The 15,140-nt window shown below is 57.6% G+C and carries 13 protein-coding genes; 5 read left to right on the forward strand and 8 right to left on the reverse strand.

The features are described from left to right. The first annotated feature begins 20 nt into the window (after positions 1 to 20). The 5 genes from GFH31_RS08455 (at position 21) to GFH31_RS08475 (ending at position 6,564) form a co-directional block, all read left to right on the forward strand. Positions 21 to 854: a cell division protein FtsQ/DivIB gene (locus GFH31_RS08455; RefSeq protein WP_055202627.1), complete on the forward strand. Its 834-nt coding sequence runs from the start codon at positions 21 to 23 to the stop codon at positions 852 to 854. A 6-nt stretch (positions 855 to 860) separates the two neighbouring features. After that, complete coding sequence (gene ftsA / locus GFH31_RS08460) at positions 861 to 2,288, forward strand: cell division protein FtsA (protein WP_153497775.1); 1,428 nt, start codon at positions 861 to 863, stop codon at positions 2,286 to 2,288. A gap of 80 nt (positions 2,289 to 2,368) precedes the next feature. Continuing rightward, the gene (ftsZ, locus tag GFH31_RS08465) at positions 2,369 to 3,823 is read left to right on the forward strand and encodes a cell division protein FtsZ (RefSeq protein ID WP_101571819.1); all 1,455 of its coding nucleotides are present in this window, start codon (positions 2,369 to 2,371) and stop codon (positions 3,821 to 3,823) included. 42 nt (positions 3,824 to 3,865) lie between these two features. Then, complete coding sequence (gene gldE, locus GFH31_RS08470; protein ID WP_101571817.1) at positions 3,866 to 5,182, forward strand: gliding motility-associated protein GldE; 1,317 nt, start codon at positions 3,866 to 3,868, stop codon at positions 5,180 to 5,182. Positions 5,183 to 5,262: 80 nt separating this feature from the next. Continuing rightward, complete coding sequence (locus tag GFH31_RS08475; RefSeq protein WP_118655474.1) at positions 5,263 to 6,564, forward strand: alpha-L-fucosidase; 1,302 nt, start codon at positions 5,263 to 5,265, stop codon at positions 6,562 to 6,564. Between the two features lie 119 nt (positions 6,565 to 6,683). On the opposite strand, the gene GFH31_RS08480 is transcribed toward GFH31_RS08475, so the two are convergent. The 8 genes from GFH31_RS08480 to GFH31_RS08515 form a co-directional block, all read right to left on the reverse strand. Next, entirely contained in the window at positions 6,684 to 8,528 is a 1,845-nt protein-coding gene (locus tag GFH31_RS08480) for a (Fe-S)-binding protein (protein WP_153497776.1), read from the reverse strand. An 87-nt stretch (positions 8,529 to 8,615) separates the two neighbouring features. Next, positions 8,616 to 8,942 (reverse strand): 4Fe-4S dicluster domain-containing protein, encoded by a 327-nt coding sequence (locus GFH31_RS08485; RefSeq protein WP_055202614.1) that lies wholly within the window; start codon positions 8,940 to 8,942, stop codon positions 8,616 to 8,618. A 4-nt stretch (positions 8,943 to 8,946) separates the two neighbouring features. Then, entirely contained in the window at positions 8,947 to 9,960 is a 1,014-nt protein-coding gene (locus GFH31_RS08490) for an FAD-dependent oxidoreductase (RefSeq protein ID WP_055202612.1), read from the reverse strand. A gap of 6 nt (positions 9,961 to 9,966) precedes the next feature. Next, a complete protein-coding gene (locus tag GFH31_RS08495) occupies positions 9,967 to 11,034 on the reverse strand; it encodes a CoB--CoM heterodisulfide reductase iron-sulfur subunit B family protein (protein ID WP_055202610.1) in 1,068 nt (355 codons plus the stop codon). Positions 11,035 to 11,059: 25 nt separating this feature from the next. Continuing rightward, positions 11,060 to 11,761: a 4Fe-4S dicluster domain-containing protein gene (locus GFH31_RS08500; protein WP_055202609.1), complete on the reverse strand. Its 702-nt coding sequence runs from the start codon at positions 11,759 to 11,761 to the stop codon at positions 11,060 to 11,062. A 168-nt stretch (positions 11,762 to 11,929) separates the two neighbouring features. Further along, positions 11,930 to 13,081, reverse strand: a complete 1,152-nt coding sequence (locus GFH31_RS08505; RefSeq protein WP_153497777.1) for an amidohydrolase family protein — start codon at positions 13,079 to 13,081, stop codon at positions 11,930 to 11,932. Continuing rightward, the gene (locus tag GFH31_RS08510) at positions 12,993 to 13,907 is read right to left on the reverse strand and encodes a DUF4296 domain-containing protein (RefSeq protein ID WP_101571810.1); all 915 of its coding nucleotides are present in this window, start codon (positions 13,905 to 13,907) and stop codon (positions 12,993 to 12,995) included. Before GFH31_RS08510 ends, GFH31_RS08505 begins: the two co-directional genes overlap by 89 nt. Continuing rightward, a complete protein-coding gene (locus GFH31_RS08515; protein WP_101571808.1) occupies positions 13,904 to 15,133 on the reverse strand; it encodes an FtsX-like permease family protein in 1,230 nt (409 codons plus the stop codon). The genes GFH31_RS08510 and GFH31_RS08515 overlap by 4 nt, the downstream gene beginning before the upstream one ends. Between the last annotated feature and the right edge of the window lie 7 nt (positions 15,134 to 15,140).

Here is a 15,140-nt window from a genome sequence, read left to right on the forward strand (position 1 = left end):
ACCCGATAAAACGGAGAATCGTGAAACGGTCGCTGGTTATCACCCTGAATCTGCTGACGTGGACGCTGCTTGCGGTCTACCTGTCGTTTTCGTTGCGATATACGTCGCAGCGGAAAAAGGAACAGTTGTGCCGGGAGGTACGGGTGACGGTGCTGGACAGCGCCGAGCGGAATTTCATTACGCCGGCGATGGTCAGGGCGTGGTTCGCAGCCGAAAAGATGAAGTTGGTCGGAACCGAACTGTCGTCGATCAATACCCTCGAACTGGAGCGTTTCGTCCGGCGGCGCGGGTTCGTCCGCACGGCCCGCGTCTACACTTCGATGGATGGGCGGCTGAACGTGGAATTGACGCAACGGCGTCCGGTGGTGCGGTTCAATACGCAAAACGGGTACAATTTCTACGTGACCGACGACGGCTATGTCCTGCCGCAGCAGCGCTATTTCGTGGTCTATGTTCCGGTGGTTACCGGTTATGTGCCGTTCCCGTTCAAACCGGACTATGTCGGCCCGCTCGACCGGTTCGCCGGAAATCCCGAAAAAAAAGTGCAGAAAAATTACTCGTTTTTGGTGAAACTGATTAATTTTGTGAAATTCGTGGATAGTGACGACTTCTGGAAAGCGTTTATCGTTCAGATTCATGTCGTCGGCTCGCAGGCCGGGGACGGGTACGATCCTGATATCGAGATCGTGCCCAGGGCGGGCGACCAGGTGATCATGCTCGGCAGCGTCGACGGTTACGAACAGAAACTGGCAAAGTTATTGAGTTTTTACCGGCATGCCGTCGCCTACGAGGGGTGGAATTGTTGTAGCTACATAAATTTGAAATATAAAGATCAGATTGTCTGCATCGAATAAACAGGAATGAAAGTGGAAAACGGGGATTATATTGTTGCAATCGATTTAGGGACGAATACCGTGGTCGCGATGATCGGCACGAAAGGCGAGGACGGCCGGATTCGGGTTATCGACCGGGAAGTTTCCGCCGTGCAGGGGGCGGGGATGATCCGCGGCGAAATCAAAAATATCGACCTGGTTTCCAGAAGCATCAAGGAGGCCGTCGATGCGATCGGAGAGCGCCAGGGAATCCGGATCACCGAAGCCTATGCCGGTATATCGGGACAGCACATCCGCAGCGTAAAGCAGCCCTATTACGTATTTGCCAGCCGCGGCGGGGAGATCCGCCAGGAGGACGTCCGCCAGTTGCACGACAGTATGCGCAACGTTCCGGCTCCCGAAGGGGAGAAAATCTTGCAGATCATTCCGCAGAACTACATTGTCGACGACGAGGAGGAGACGGCCAATCCGGTCGGGACGTTCGGCAACAAACTGGCGTCGACGTTCAACATCATATTGGGCGATTCGGTCGCGATCAACCGGTTGGAGATGGCCCTCAAACGGGTGGATATCGTTCCGCTCGGGCTTTTCCTGAATGCGATCGCTTCGGCCGAGGCCGTGCTGACGCCCGACGAAAAGGAGGAAGGAGTCGCCGTGGTGGATATCGGAGCGGGGACGACGGACGTGGTCGTTTATCAGAAAAATATCATCCGTCACGTAGGGATCATCCCGATGGGCGGCAACGTGATCAACAAGGATATCCGCTCGTACGGGATTCTCGAAAAGCATGTCGAGAACCTGAAGACCCGTTACGGGGAAGCCATGCGCGATGCGGCGCAGCCCGACAAATACATTACCACGCCGGGCCTGAGCGCGAAGGCGTCGAAAGAGATTTCGTCTCAGAATCTGGCGGCGATCATCGAGGCGAGGATGCTCGACATCATCGACTTCGTGGTCGAGGAACTGAAAAAATCCGGGTTTCAGGATCGGCTTGCCGCCGGGGTGGTGCTGACCGGAGGAGGCGCGCAGTTGAAGCATGTCGAAACCTTGTTTAAAAGTTACACCGGGATGGATGCCCGCGTAGCGGGGGCGGAGAGCACGCTCGACGGGGAGAGTCTCGAAACGGCCGGACAGCCGGCCATGGCGACTGCCGTCGGCATCCTGGCGCGGGCATTCGACGAACGGGCCCAGAACAAGACTTCCCGGTCGAAACAGCAGGTCGTTCGTCCGGCAAAGGAGGAAAAGCCGGTTACCGAGCCCGCTTCGCCGGTCAAGCGGAAGTTGAACGATTTTTACCGGAGCGGGAGCCGGCCGCACGAAGAGGAAGGCGCCGGGTTGCAGGACGACGCTTACGAACCGGAATACAAACCCAAGCGCAAGCCGGGATTGTTCTCGAAGCTCAGGGAGAAAGTGATCAACATGTTTGACGAGGAGATTGAAGATAACGAGATTTAGGTTTATCGGCGCGGGCGGATCGGTTTCGGCCCGCGTCGGTCGTAGTGGAACGAGTGTGAAAAGCGTAAAAGATTTAGTATATGTCTGACGTAAAAGATATAATCGATTTTGAAATTCCGAAGCTGTCGCCTTCGATCATCATGGTTACGGGTGTCGGCGGCGGCGGTAGCAATGCCGTCAACCACATGTTCGAGCTGGAGATCGCCGACGTTTCGTTCATGGTGTGCAATACCGATCCGCAGGCGCTGCGCAACAGTCCCGTCCCGGTAAAGGTGCGTCTCGGACAGAACGGCCTGGGCGCCGGCAACAATCCGGAAAAAGGACGACAGGCGGCTTTGGAGAGCCTCGACGAGATCATCGAGATTTACAAGCGCGAAGGCACCAAGATGGTCTTCATTACGGCCGGTATGGGCGGTGGAACCGGAACCGGCGCGGCGCCGGTGATCGCCCGGGCAGCCAAGGAGCTGGGTATCCTGACGGTGGCCATCGTGACTCTTCCGTTCAAGACCGAGGGTCCGAAACGGATGCGGCAGGCCCAGCAGGGGATCGAGGAGCTGCGCGGCTGCGTCGATTCGCTGCTGCTGATCAACAACGAGAACATTCAGGAGATCTTCGGCAAGCTGACGCTGACCGAGGCGTTCGGCAAGGCCGATGATATTTTGGCTACCGCAGCCCGCGGGATCGCCGAGGTGATTACGCGCGAAAATACGGTGAACGTCGATTTCGCCGATGTGCAGACCGTGATGAGCGACAGCGGCGTAGCGTTGATGGGTTCGGGCCGCGCTTCCGGCGAAGACCGGGCGATGAAGGTGGCCAACATGGCGCTGGAGTCCCCGTTGCTGAACCACAACGACATCGCCGGGGCGAAAAATATCTTGATCAACATCACCTCGGGCGACGAAGAGATCACGCTCGAGGAGACCTATATGATTACCGAGTACATTCAGGAACGCGCCGGGAACAACGCCGATATTATTTGGGGAGCCGGTAAGGACGACGCTCTCGGACAGGATATCGAGGTGACGATCATCGCGACCGGATTCGATTATGCGCAGATGAACATGGTCAGCTATTCGCCTCTGCAGGATTACAAGGATTCGCTTCGCAAGGCGAACGTTCGCGGCGAGTCGGAGAACGATGCGGTTGCCGGCGAACCGGTTGTCGAGTCGCCCGAACCGGCCGAAAAACCGGCGTTCGTGCCGCATGAGCCGTCCGTGCGTCCGGTGTCCGCCGCGCCGGGGGGGCAGCCCGATGCCGCCCGCCGGATCGTGCCGAACCGTCCCGTCCCGGTTCCGCCGAGACCGCAGCCCAAACCGTTCAGCGCGCCGGTTTCGCAACCTGCCATCGAATCCAAGAAGGACGAAGGTTCCGATATCGATATCGAAGAACTGGAGAACCGTCCCGCCTTCGTTCGTCGGAATATCAAGTTCGTCAAAGACACTTCGGCGGAAGGTAACCGCAGTGCGAGGGTCGTGTTGAAAGACGATTCCGCACAGCAGAGCGACAAGGGGCAGAGCAGTTCGTTGTTTGACTAAGCCGTTCCGGTTATGGATCGGGCCGGCTAAATATCTGTAATTTTGACAGCGTGTTTTATCCAGGCCGTGACGTTCAACCCGTTTACGCTGCAGGATTCCGTGATCCTGCTGATCGTAATTCTGTTGCTGGGCGTTTCGGCGTCGGTTTCGGCTTCTGAAACCGCTTTTTTCTCCCTTTCGCCGCGGGATGTCATCCGGCTGAAGAACAGCCCGGATCGTAGGAGCAATGCGATCCTGCGGTTGCTGTCGGCGGACGAGTATCTGTTGGCGACGATTCTGGTCGTCAATAACCTGGTCAATATCTGCATCGTGATCCTGTCCAACGGACTGATCGACTCGCTGGTCGGGTTCGCCGGCGCCGCGGGGCTGGAGTTCGTCGTGAAGATGGTGATCGTTACGTTCCTGTTGCTGCTGTTCGGAGAGATCATGCCGAAAATCCTCGCATCGTACCATCCGGTGCGTATCGCGCGGATGATGGCCGTACCGTTGCTGTTGCTCAAGGCGCTGTTCAGGCCGGTTTCGTTCCTGCTGATTCGTTCGGGCGGTTATATCAACCGGAGCGTGACGCGGAAGCGGGAGAACATTTCGATCGACGAACTGTCGAATGCGATCGAGATGACCTCCGGACAGAGCGCCGAGGAGAAGCGGATGCTGTCCGAGATCGTGGATTTCGTTCATACCGAAGTGGTGGAGATCATGAAACCCCGTCTGGACATCGTTTCGCTCGACATCGAGGCCGATTTCGATCGGGTGCGCGAGACGATCGTTTCGTCCGGTTTCTCGCGGATTCCCGTCTACGAAGAGAGTATCGATCATATCAAAGGGGTGCTATATGTAAAAGATATGCTGTCGTATGTCTCGCACGAGCGGGATTTCGAGTGGCAGAATCTGATCCGCAAGCCTTATTTCGTGCCGGAGCACAAGAAAATCAACGAATTGCTCGAGGAGTTCCGGGACAGTAAGATCCACATGGCGATCGTGGTCGACGAGTACGGTTCCACGATGGGGTTGCTGTCGTTGGAAGATATCCTGGAGGAGATCGTCGGCGAAATTTCGGACGAATCCGACCGCGATCAGGCTTTTTATACGAAGCTCTCTCCGAATACGTACCTGTTCGACGGTAAAACCCATATCAATGATTTCCTCGAAGTGTTGGAATTGGACGACGATTATCTCGACGCCATGAAAGGCGGTGCGGAGACGATCGCCGGGCTGATGCTGGAGATCCGGAAGGATTTTCTGCACCGGGGCGAAACGCTGACCTGCCGCGATCTGGTTCTGCAAGTCGAAGAGATGGACGGCAGACGGATCGATAAGATTAAGGTTACGGTGGTTTCTTCCGGAACAGGTAATCTGTAAGGGGGGTGTATTTCTGTATATTAAAATTTATACTTCATTAATATTTGTTATTGTTTTTTATAAAACTAAGGAATACGCCCATGAAATACGTTTGCTTGTTTGTCGTTTTATGGCTGGGGGCCGGCCGGTTGGCCGCGCAGTCCGGTTACCAGCCCGCGCCGGAGAATCTCCGCAGCCGGGAAGCGTTTCAGGATAGCCGTTTCGGGATGTTTATCCATTGGGGCATTTACAGTATGCTTGGCGACGGCGAATGGGCGATGACGAACAAAAACATCGATTGCCGCGAGTATGCGAAACTGGCGGGAGGATTTTACCCGTCGAAATTCGATGCGAAGGCGTGGGTGCAGGCAGCTAAAGATGCCGGCATGAAATACATCTGCATTACCTCGCGCCATCACGACGGTTTCTCGATGTTCGGCACCCGGTATTCGGATTACAACATCGTCGAAGCCACCCCTTACGGACGGGACGTTGTCAGGGAACTGGCGAAAGAGTGCCGCAAACAGGGGATCCGGCTGCATTTCTATTATTCATTGCTCGACTGGACGCGCGAAGATTACTATCCGTTGGGCACTACGGGGCAGGGTACCGGGCGTACGGCTCACGGGGATTGGAACGATTACCTCGGTTTCATGAATAACCAACTGACCGAACTGCTGACCGGGTACGGGCCGGTCGGAGCCGTTTGGTTCGACGGTTGGTGGGACAAGGCGGACGCCGACTGGCAACTGGATAAAATTTACGCGACGATCCACCGGTTGCAACCCGGCTGTTTGGTCGGGAACAATCACCATCGCGAACCGTTCCCCGGAGAGGATTTTCAAGCGTTCGAGCAGGATCTTCCGGGACAGAATACCGCCGGGCACTCGGCTGGGCAGACGATCAGCGCCTTGCCGCTGGAAACCTGCGCGACGATGAACGGGACATGGGGTTACAGCATTACCGACCGGAACTATAAGTCAGTCGCTGCGTTGATCCATCTGCTGGTCAATGCCGCCGGACGTAACGCTAATCTGTTGCTGAACGTCGGCCCGCAGCCGGACGGCGAGATACCGCAGGCTTCCCTCGAAAGGCTCCGGGAAGTCGGCCGGTGGATGAAAACTTACGGGGAGACCGTCTACGGAACCCGGGCCGGAGAGATCGCTCCCGGTGCGTGGGGCGTTTCCACCCGCAAAGGCGACCGGCTCTTCGTGCATGTTCTCCGACGCGACGGCGATACGCTTTCCCTGCCGCTGACCGGCGGTGTCGTCCGTTCGGCCGTTCGTTTTGCGGATCGGGCGGAAGTGCCTTTTTCGGTGGCCACAGACTCCGTGTCGCTGGATTTGTCCGGGATACCGGCCGACGAAATCGACAGCGTGATCGAGTTATCCGTACGGCGGTGAATGAAAAAGTTCCGCTCGAGGCGAGACGATATTCTTTTTTAAGTTTTACAGTGTCGGGACGGATTCGTAACGGGGGGAGACTCCTGCCGCCTGTCGCAGCATCCTCCGGAACGTTCGGATCATAATGCTTGGGCGACGATTTCCGCAAGATCGTAAACAGGCATCGAATTGCCCCGGGCGATTCCTTTCTTGCACAGCGGACAGGCCGTGACGACCGCATCGGCCCCGGTGGCGGCAAAGGCTGCCGCGACGCTTTCGCCGATTTTCCGCTGTCCGTCGTCGTCGATGGCGATGTTCGCCAGGCTCGAACCGCAGCAGAGCGCTTTTTCACGATTTTCGGCCACTTCGGTCAGCCGACCGACTGCGGCGATCACTTCGCGCGGAGCGTCGTAAATGCCCGAACCGCGTCCCAGCTCGCAGGGGTCGTGGTAGGTGAAATTCAGGTCGCCGATTTTCGGGTCGATCCGGTGCGCTTTCAACAATCGCTGGATGTACTCCGAATGGTGCAGCACCTCGATGCCTTCCAGCCGGTAGTCTTCGCGGAAAACGCGCAGGCAGATCGGACACGAAGTAACCAGCGTTTCGATGCCGTGCTGGCGGAAAAGTTCCGTATTGTATTCCATCATTTTCCGTGCGGCGTCCACTTCGCCCGAGAGCTTCAGCGGTCTGCCGCAGCATACGCCCCCCTCTTTGTCGGCCCACCACACTTCATCGCCGGACGCTTTGAAAATGTCGTCCATCGCGCGGAGGATCTTCGGGGTCAGCAGCGTCATGCAGCCGGCGAAGTAGCCGACTTTGCCGTTTCCCTGCGAACGGTCGATTCCCCGGATATATCCGTAACGGTTTTCGCCGACCGGTACGGCCGTCCGCTGGCGGCTGTTCAGCCGCAGCGTATTTTGTTCGATGCCGACCGGGCAGGCCTGTTCGCAGCGACCGCACATCAAGCAGTTGTTGGCCACCGCATCGGTCAGGTTGCCGCTCCGCAGGTCGCGCAGGAAGTAGACCGACTGCACGCCGTTGATCCCGGCGGCCCGTTGCAACTGGCAGGGGTCGATGCAGATGCCGCAGCGCGAGCAGGCGTTGGTCTGGAAATGGTCGTAGCTCGACGGTTTTTCTTTGCTGCGCAGCCCCGCGTTTCGTAGGAAAATCAGCGGAATCTCGGTAAAAATATGCATATAGCGCGAGAACGGCAGCGCGACGAAAAAGACGCCCAGCGTGATCGAGTAGAACCACCAGGTCGGCAGTTCGCCGGCCATCAGCACGTCGGGCGGCAGTATGCGGGCCAGCAGTTCGCCGGTCGAATTGGTCAGGAAGCTGCCGCAGCCGACTCCCGGGGGAATCAGGTGGTGCTCTTCGCCGAGCGCCCATACGATGCCGCCGAATTTCCAGATTACGCCGCTGGTCATGCTCTCGGCCAGCAGCCGGGCCGGGAAGATCAGCCACAGCGCCGACAGGGCGATCCGGTCGCCCGGCGTATGCCGGGTCGTTCGGCGCATACCCATCATCCGCGAACGGATTCGTTTGAACAGCGCCAGGCCGATACCGATCAGGATCAGCAGCAGCAGCGCGTCTTTGATCAGCGAGAAATTGAAATTATGCTCGAAAATAGGGTGTACGTAATAAGAGAAGAAGATATCGACGTACAGCGGAACGTTTTCGCCCTTGAAGTAGACCAGCGTTTCGATCCAGCCGGTCAGGATCAACAGAAACCATCCCAGCGCGAAACTGGTGTGCATGTAACCCAGCAGTTTGTTGGTGCGCCATATCTTGCGGTGCAGCAGCGATTCGCTGATAACCTCCCCGACCGAGCGGAACGTCGAGCGGGTGAACAGCGACCGGACGAACAGACGGCGCTCCGCCGCGGTCAGTCCGACGAACCAGCCGATATATTTATACAGAAGCGTTACCAGCAGGAAGAAGGCTCCCAGCCAGAACGGCAAGACGAATAGTCTGAAATGCTCCATGTTTTATTCCGATAACGGTGCACGCGGTGCCGCGTGCGGTTGTTTACAACTTCGTTTTTCTTCGTCCGGGTTCGCGGAAACGGTCCGTTACTTTTCGGGCACCTCTTTTTTCAGAGTCAGCACCAATTGCCGGATGTTGATTCCGCGCGGGCAGACCAGCCGGCATTTGCCGCACAGCATACATTTGGCCAGTTCTTCGCGGATGCCGCGGTATTCGCCGCGCCGCACCAGCGTTTGCAGTTTACGCACGTTGAACTTGGTCAGATTGCCGGCCGTACAGGTCGCCGTACAGTTGCCGCACGCGATGCAGGTCTGTAGTTCCGGATGTTCGGCCAGCAGCCGGCGGGAGTACTGCATGTCGTTGCGGTCGATGTCTACGCCGCGCGTTTGGCTGATGGAAAATCCCCAGTTCATGGCGTTATTCTTTTAGCGATTCGGCCACCCGGTGTGCGGCGGCGACGGCTTCGTTGATCGACTCCCCGATGTTTTTCGGCGCCGTGATCGTTCCGGCATAGAAGATATGCGGCGATCCCGAGTCGACGCTTCCGGTAAACTGATCTTTCGGCTTGACGAATCCGCTGGGGTATAGGTCGACGCCATTGCAGCGGCTCCACTGCAGGTTGCATGCTCCGGCTTTCATGCCGACGATCAGCACCAGCATGTCGACGGTCATTTTCAGCGGCAGGCCGATCAGCGTGTCTTCGGCCTTGATCTGCACTCGGTTGTCGATCGTTTGGCTCGCCTCGGAGATGCGGCCGCGGATGAAATGGATATTGAACTCCTGCTGCGCCTGCCGGTAGAGTTCCTCGTAGCCGGGGCCGAACATTCGCATGTCCATGTAAAAGCTGTATACCTCGGCGTCGGGGATCGCCTGTTTCATTTCGATCGCCTGTTTGACGCCGGTGATGCAGCAGACCCGCGAGCAGTGGCGCTGGTTCACCTTCTCGTCGCGCGATCCGACGCAATGCAGAAAGGCGATCGTCTTCGGTATCCGGCCGTCGGCCGTGCGGATGCCGCCGTTGCGGAACATCCGTTCGACGTCTACCGTCGTATATACGTTGTCGTAGATTTTATAACCGTACTCCTCTTTCAGTTCGGCCGGGAAAAGGTCGAAACCCGAAGTGACGACCACCGCGTCGGAGCGAAGCCGGGTGCCGTCGTTCAGCGTTACGTTTTTACCCTCCTGTCCGATCTCCTTCACCTCCCGGGACGTGAGGATTTCGGCGCCGGAAGCGTCGACCTGTTCGCGAAGCGATCCGAGTACTTCGCTCGCGGGGGTCATGGTCGGAAAGAGCCGGTCCCAGCGGTTCAACTTGCCGCCGATCGTCTCCTCTCTCTCGATAATCACCGGGCTGATGCCCAGTTTGCTGAGCGTAATGGCCGTCTGCATACCTGCGACGCCTCCGCCGATGATAATTACCTTTTTTCCCATAATCCGTTACAGTATGTTTTTCGTGTAGCTTCCGATCGCCGCGGGGGCCGGTTGCCCGATGTATTTTCCATTTTTGCCGAGGTATTTCGCCGACGGGTCGTACTGGACGCCCATCTTGTCGAGCAGCGGTTCGACGGCAACCTGATGCATCTGCATACCGAGTTCCCAGGGATCGTATCCGAGCACCAGCCCGGCCAACTCTTCGTAGGTCAGCACGGGGATGCCGCGGTTGTCCTGCCCGTAAAACGTTCCCTCCATTTCGGAGATCGTGTATTGCCATTTGTCGAGGAACATCGCGCAGCCCGGGCAGTTGGCCAGGATGAAGTCGGGCTTGTACGGGGCCATCGATTCGAACTTTTTCTTGGAGTTGGCGACCGAATAGCCGCGGTTGGCCATCACCAGGTAATTGCGGAATCCGAATCCGCAGCAGTGCCGCCGCTCCGGATAGTCGACCACTTCGCCGCCCCACGCCTCAATCATTCCGGCCAGCACGTACGGGAATTCCGATCCGCCGATACCGACCTTCGGGAAAATCTTCGCATAGTGGCAGCCGATGTGTTCGACGCCGCGCAGCGGTTTTCCGGTTTCGACGTTGACCAATTTGTGTTTGGCTTTCGCGGCGATCTCTTCGCGGTGGTGGAAAATCACGTCGGACGTGTGCGCCAGGTTTTTCGGCTTTTTGAATTCGCGGCCGGTAGCTTTATAAAGGTAGTCGCGGGCCTTCTCTTCCAGTTCCGGGAAGTCGTGCCACATTTCGAGCGCTTCGGAATAGATGCCGAACGACGTGATGCACGACGGGACGAAATTCTCGTACCCCGATTCGGTCATCAGCGAGAACTGCCGCGCCACGACCGTCATGATCGTTTCGAGCGGCACGATGTCGGTATGGTAGCCGATGCCGGTGCAGGAGGTGTGACGCGGGTCTTCGTGGATGTCCCGACCCAGGTCGTTGCGCAGGATATTTAAAAAGGCCGCTTCCGATCCGGGAAAAAAATTCTGCCGGATGCAGCTGCGCGCATAGTAGTAATCGTTGTCGGCGATCTGTTTCTGATACTCTTTCCAGGGTGTTTTCATCGCGTTCGTTTTTTGTTTCGGCCTCTTATTTTCCGGAGTGTTGGCCGCTGTTAGTCGTGAATACGTCGTGGAAATAGTCGTCCCCGGCTTTTTCGTATCCCATTTCCTTCGCTTTTTTATCCGAGCACGTTTCGATGTTCTCGAAAAAACGCATACCCCCGGTCACTTCGAAAATGCTGCGGATCTCCTCCATGCTGCGGTCGTCGATCTTGCGTCCGGCTCCGACGCCTACCTTGCAGTAGTTGTCGCCGAAACGTTCGAAGACGTCTTTGTCGTTGTCGTGGATCCACCGCCATACCGGCCCCTGTTCGGGATGTAGATCCGGATCGACGAAATTCGGCTTGACGCAGTAACCCGACGTCAGGATATTCTGCCCGATGGTGCGTTTGATGGCCAGTTGCTGGCGTCCTTTCTCGGACTCGGTGAAGAAACCGAGTTTTTGCGACAGCGTGCGCAGCGACTGGATGATATATCCGGGCGTATTGCCGCGCGGGCAGCGCGGGCGGCACGACATGCACTCCCCGCAGTACCAGATCGTATCGCTTTTGAGCAGCTTTTCGATGGCGTCGTCGTCCTTGGTTTGCACCATGTTGACGATCTGGCGCGGGTCGTAGTTGTAAAACTCGGCCGCGGGGCAGACTCCCGTACAGATCCCGCAGTTCATGCAGGCCGTCAGGCCCTCTTTCATGCGGACATCCTCCATCAGCATATCGAAATATTTCCCCATAACTCTTGTCCGATAACGTGCATATTTTTACACGTAACAAATTTACATCCAATGTGTAGCACGGAACAGAGAGGATAGACCTATTTTGAATGGGTATAAATACTTAATTTTTCGCCGCGTTCGTCCCGATCGGACGATTCGGGGCGCGGTACGGCCTGGGGGAAGGGTTTACAGGATGCGGCGGCTGGCGGCGTGCGGCAGCAGGGTCAGGGTGTCCCAGTCGATGCCGGTGATCAGTACGGCTCCGGGACGTTTGCCTATGTCGAAACTGCCGGCCCATGCGTCGATTCCGAGCGCTTCGGCGCCGCTGCGGGTGGCCCATTGCAGCCGTTCGGGCAGCGGGATTTCCGGGAACCTTTTCAGTTCGTCGATCATCGACAGCGAATCGTTCGACGCGAGGCTGTCGGTGCCGACGGCGATCCGCCCCGATAACCTATGGAGTAACTCGGCGGGAGGCGTCGCCCTTTCGATAAAATCGTTCGACCGAGGGCACAATACCCATGTGAGCCGGTTCCCGAAACGATGTTGAAGAGTGTCTGCGATTTGTTCGGTGACGAACGTGTTGTGCACCAGCAGCATATTTTTTTCTTTCGGGACCGAGCCTGCGATGCGTCCGGCCGGCGATCCGTATCCGGCGAAATCGATCGTTACGCCTTCCCGGAGGTTCCGTTCGTGAAGGGGCCCCCGTTCTTCGAAAAGTTCCTGTTCGCCGCGGCTTTCCATAAAGTGTACCGACAGCGGGTTTCCCGCTGCGGCGATCGCCCGGAACGCGGCGTCCTGCAGCGAATAGGTGGCGTGCGGGGTGACCGAGGCGGAGAGTCCGAGCGCTTCCGATTCGGCGGCGATTCGGCGTAGGAATGAAAAGTCGGTCGTGCGCAGGCCGAAACCTTCAATGAAATTGTGGTAATGGATGCGGCTATTCCGTTTCAGCTCGAACGTAGACGTGCCGTTGCAAATATCCCCGACGGCCACTATGCCGTCGTGTTCCATCCGGGCGTTCCAATAAGCGGCCGCTTCGATACGTTGTTGCGGGGCGGTTTCGTTGCGCGCCCGCGCGATCGTGTCGGCAAACCCGGCGAACCCGCAGCCGCGGGCGATCCGGCCGCGCAGGTACGACAGTTCCAGATGGCAATGCGCATTGACCATGCCGGGGATCAGCAGGCCGCCGAAAAACTCCACCCGCTGTTGCGAATCGACCGCGTCGGAGGCGGCGATTTCCCGTAGGACGCCGTCAGCGTCGAACGACAGAATCCCGTTGCGCAGCAGTCCCTGTGGTGTCAGGATAAAGTGCGCCGATAATCTCCTTTTTATCTGCGACATGGGAGGCGTTTGAAGGTAAGTTGTACGCTGCCAGGCTCGGGTTGAACCGGAATATTTCGCGGATCAGCGAATCGGCGGCTTCCCGCAGCGGCAGGAAGTAGGTGATCGTCATCGAGTCGATGCGCAGGGCGATGCTCTTTTCCTTGTCGGACGGGGAGGTCGCCAGGCTGATCCGTACTTCGTTCGTTTTCGGATCGGTGACGTCGAAACTGAAAATTTCCTGTTTCTGAGCCCCTTTGATATACCCCAGGTAGTAGAAACTGCCTTTCGTGCCGTCCGTCGTATCGAACTGGTAGTGCGTATAGCGGAGGTTTCCGTTACGACTCGAAGTGTCCAGGTCGTACTTGAATGCGACCTGGTAGCGTCCCGGACGTACCGGAAGGACGATGTCCGGTTTGTCGGGATCGGACAGGCGCCGGAGCCGCCGGGTCGAGTCGGAGTAGACGACGCGTCGGTAGCGGTTCATGGTGCGGCTGTCGACGGTGTCCAGCGTGGCGATCCGCGCTTTCATCAGGGAGTCTTCCCGATCCAGCCGCCGGGCCACTTCTTCCAGAATGTCCGTAAATCGGACGCTTTTGCGCCGCGAAAGGTTGTTGATCGTGTAGCTGAGATCCGAGGGTTTGTATCCGTATTTTTCAAAAATCGGGGTGTAGAAATCCACCGTGTCCGCCTGCGAAAATCCGCTTTTCGGCGAGTCGCGGTAGGCGTTGGCCAGGAAAATCTCGCGGGTGATGGCGATCAATTTCTCGTCCGGTATGTTGCGGGGCCGGTTGCAGGCGGCCGCCGTGACGGCGACGCACAACAGGCAGATCAATCGTTTTATCATGGTCGGTTCTGACTTATCTCTTTTTTCGGTATCATCGCGCGCACCGTCAGCACGGAAATCAGGTAGCTGACCGAAACGAACGTTACGATTACCCACGCCAGGTCGCTCGGATGGACTTCGACCGGATAGGCGTCGATCAGGAACGTCTCTCCGGAGAGTTTGAGGAACCCGAAATGCTGCTGGGCCAGCGCCAGCGCGACGCCGAGCAGCAATCCGCCGCCGGCGCCGATCAGGTAGATCAGCATCCCCTCGGCGACGAAGATCTTACGGAGCAGCTTCGTATCGGCGCCCATCGTGACGAGCGTCTGCGAATCCTTGCGTTTTTCGATGATCAGCATTACCAGCGAACCGATCAGCGAAAACGAAGCGATCACCAGTACCAGCAGGATGATGAAATAGATCCCCCATTTTTCGTACATCATGATGCGGTAGAACGACTCTTTTTGCTGGTAGCGCGACTGGATTTTGTAATCGTCGCCGAGCCATTGCCCGATCTGTTGCTGCACCCGCTGCGGCGAAGCGTCCGCTTCGAGACGGATGGCTACCGACGAAGCTTGTCCCGGATAGTCGAGCAGTTCCTGTGCGAAGTGGAGCGGGACGATCACGTATTTCCCGTCCACTTCGGCTTCCAGCGCGAATACGCCCGACGGGAAAATATTCTGTTTTTTGTAGAAACTGTACGGCAGCAGCGGCGAAACCCGCCCGCGCCGGGGGACGTACACCGAGATCGGGCTGTTCAGGTTGACCCGGATGCCCAGCGCGTAGGCCATGCCCTGTCCGACGTAGGCTTCCGGGAAATCTCCGAACTGCAATTGGAATACGCCTTCGGTTCGCAGGCTGTCCAGCGGCACCACCTGCCGGTAGAGCGAATCGACCCCGCACATCGTGCCGAAAGCCTGCCGGTCGCGGTACTCGAAGACCGCATTGTCTTCGAGCGCGTACGCCGCGTCCCGCACGCCGTCGATTGCCAGAAAGCGTTCGCGCGGCAGCGAGTCGATCGGGAATACCTTGCCCCGTACCGGCGTGATCCGGATATCCGGGTCGAACGACCGGTACATGCTTTTGATCAGCCCCTCGAAACCGTTGAATACCGACAGCAGAATCACCATCGCCATCACCGGGATCGCCACGGAAAAGGCGCTCACTCCCGAGACGATGTTGATCACCGAGTGCGATTTCTTCGAAAAAAGGTAACGCCGTGCGAAAAAGAGCGGTAGACGGGGCATGATCCGG

The organism is Alistipes sp. dk3624 (assembly GCF_009557455.1).
GTDB lineage: Bacteria > Bacteroidota > Bacteroidia > Bacteroidales > Rikenellaceae > Alistipes_A > Alistipes_A hominis.

Excerpts from the sequence above, each read along its gene's own strand:
- ftsZ (WP_101571819.1), top strand. The coding sequence starts at position 2,369 with ATGTCTGACGTAAAAGATATAATCGATTTTGAAATTCCGAAGCTGTCG.
- GFH31_RS08510 (WP_101571810.1), bottom strand. The coding sequence starts at position 13,907 with ATGATAAAACGATTGATCTGCCTGTTGTGCGTCGCCGTCACGGCGGCC.
- GFH31_RS08490 (WP_055202612.1), bottom strand. The coding sequence starts at position 9,960 with ATGGGAAAAAAGGTAATTATCATCGGCGGAGGCGTCGCAGGTATGCAG.
- GFH31_RS08515 (WP_101571808.1), bottom strand. The coding sequence starts at position 15,133 with ATGCCCCGTCTACCGCTCTTTTTCGCACGGCGTTACCTTTTTTCGAAG.
- GFH31_RS08480 (WP_153497776.1), bottom strand. The coding sequence starts at position 8,528 with ATGGAGCATTTCAGACTATTCGTCTTGCCGTTCTGGCTGGGAGCCTTC.
- GFH31_RS08495 (WP_055202610.1), bottom strand. The coding sequence starts at position 11,034 with ATGAAAACACCCTGGAAAGAGTATCAGAAACAGATCGCCGACAACGAT.
- ftsA (WP_153497775.1), top strand. The coding sequence starts at position 861 with ATGAAAGTGGAAAACGGGGATTATATTGTTGCAATCGATTTAGGGACG.
- GFH31_RS08500 (WP_055202609.1), bottom strand. The coding sequence starts at position 11,761 with ATGGGGAAATATTTCGATATGCTGATGGAGGATGTCCGCATGAAAGAG.
- GFH31_RS08485 (WP_055202614.1), bottom strand. The coding sequence starts at position 8,942 with ATGAACTGGGGATTTTCCATCAGCCAAACGCGCGGCGTAGACATCGAC.
- GFH31_RS08475 (WP_118655474.1), top strand. The coding sequence starts at position 5,263 with ATGAAATACGTTTGCTTGTTTGTCGTTTTATGGCTGGGGGCCGGCCGG.
- GFH31_RS08505 (WP_153497777.1), bottom strand. The coding sequence starts at position 13,081 with ATGTCGCAGATAAAAAGGAGATTATCGGCGCACTTTATCCTGACACCA.